Genomic DNA, 218 nt, shown 5'->3' with positions numbered 1-218 from the left:
CTGTCAAAACCGTCCTAATCAAACCCATCACCTATATCAACTTCTCTCGTCAATCGCTTCGGACATATATCCATTTTTATAAACTTACCCTTCAAGATCTGATTGTTCTATACCACGACATCCATACACACATTCCCAAACTCACATTCCCATACCAACCCACTCCACCTCCACATAATCCCATCAAATCCATTATTCACCATACCCCTACACACCAC

General features: G+C 41.7%; 1 pseudogene. It reads left to right on the top strand.

The window, feature by feature from the left end:
• Positions 1–17 precede the first annotated feature (17 nt).
• A pseudogene (locus tag FS628_RS33425) lies at positions 18–218 on the top strand (aminoacyl-tRNA hydrolase); the annotation flags it as partial.

It is taken from the genome of Paenibacillus xylanexedens, from assembly GCF_007676705.1.
GTDB lineage: Bacteria > Bacillota > Bacilli > Paenibacillales > Paenibacillaceae > Paenibacillus > Paenibacillus xylanexedens_C.
Note: the sequence above shows the minus strand (reverse complement) of the source record. Positions and strands in the feature narration are given on the sequence as shown.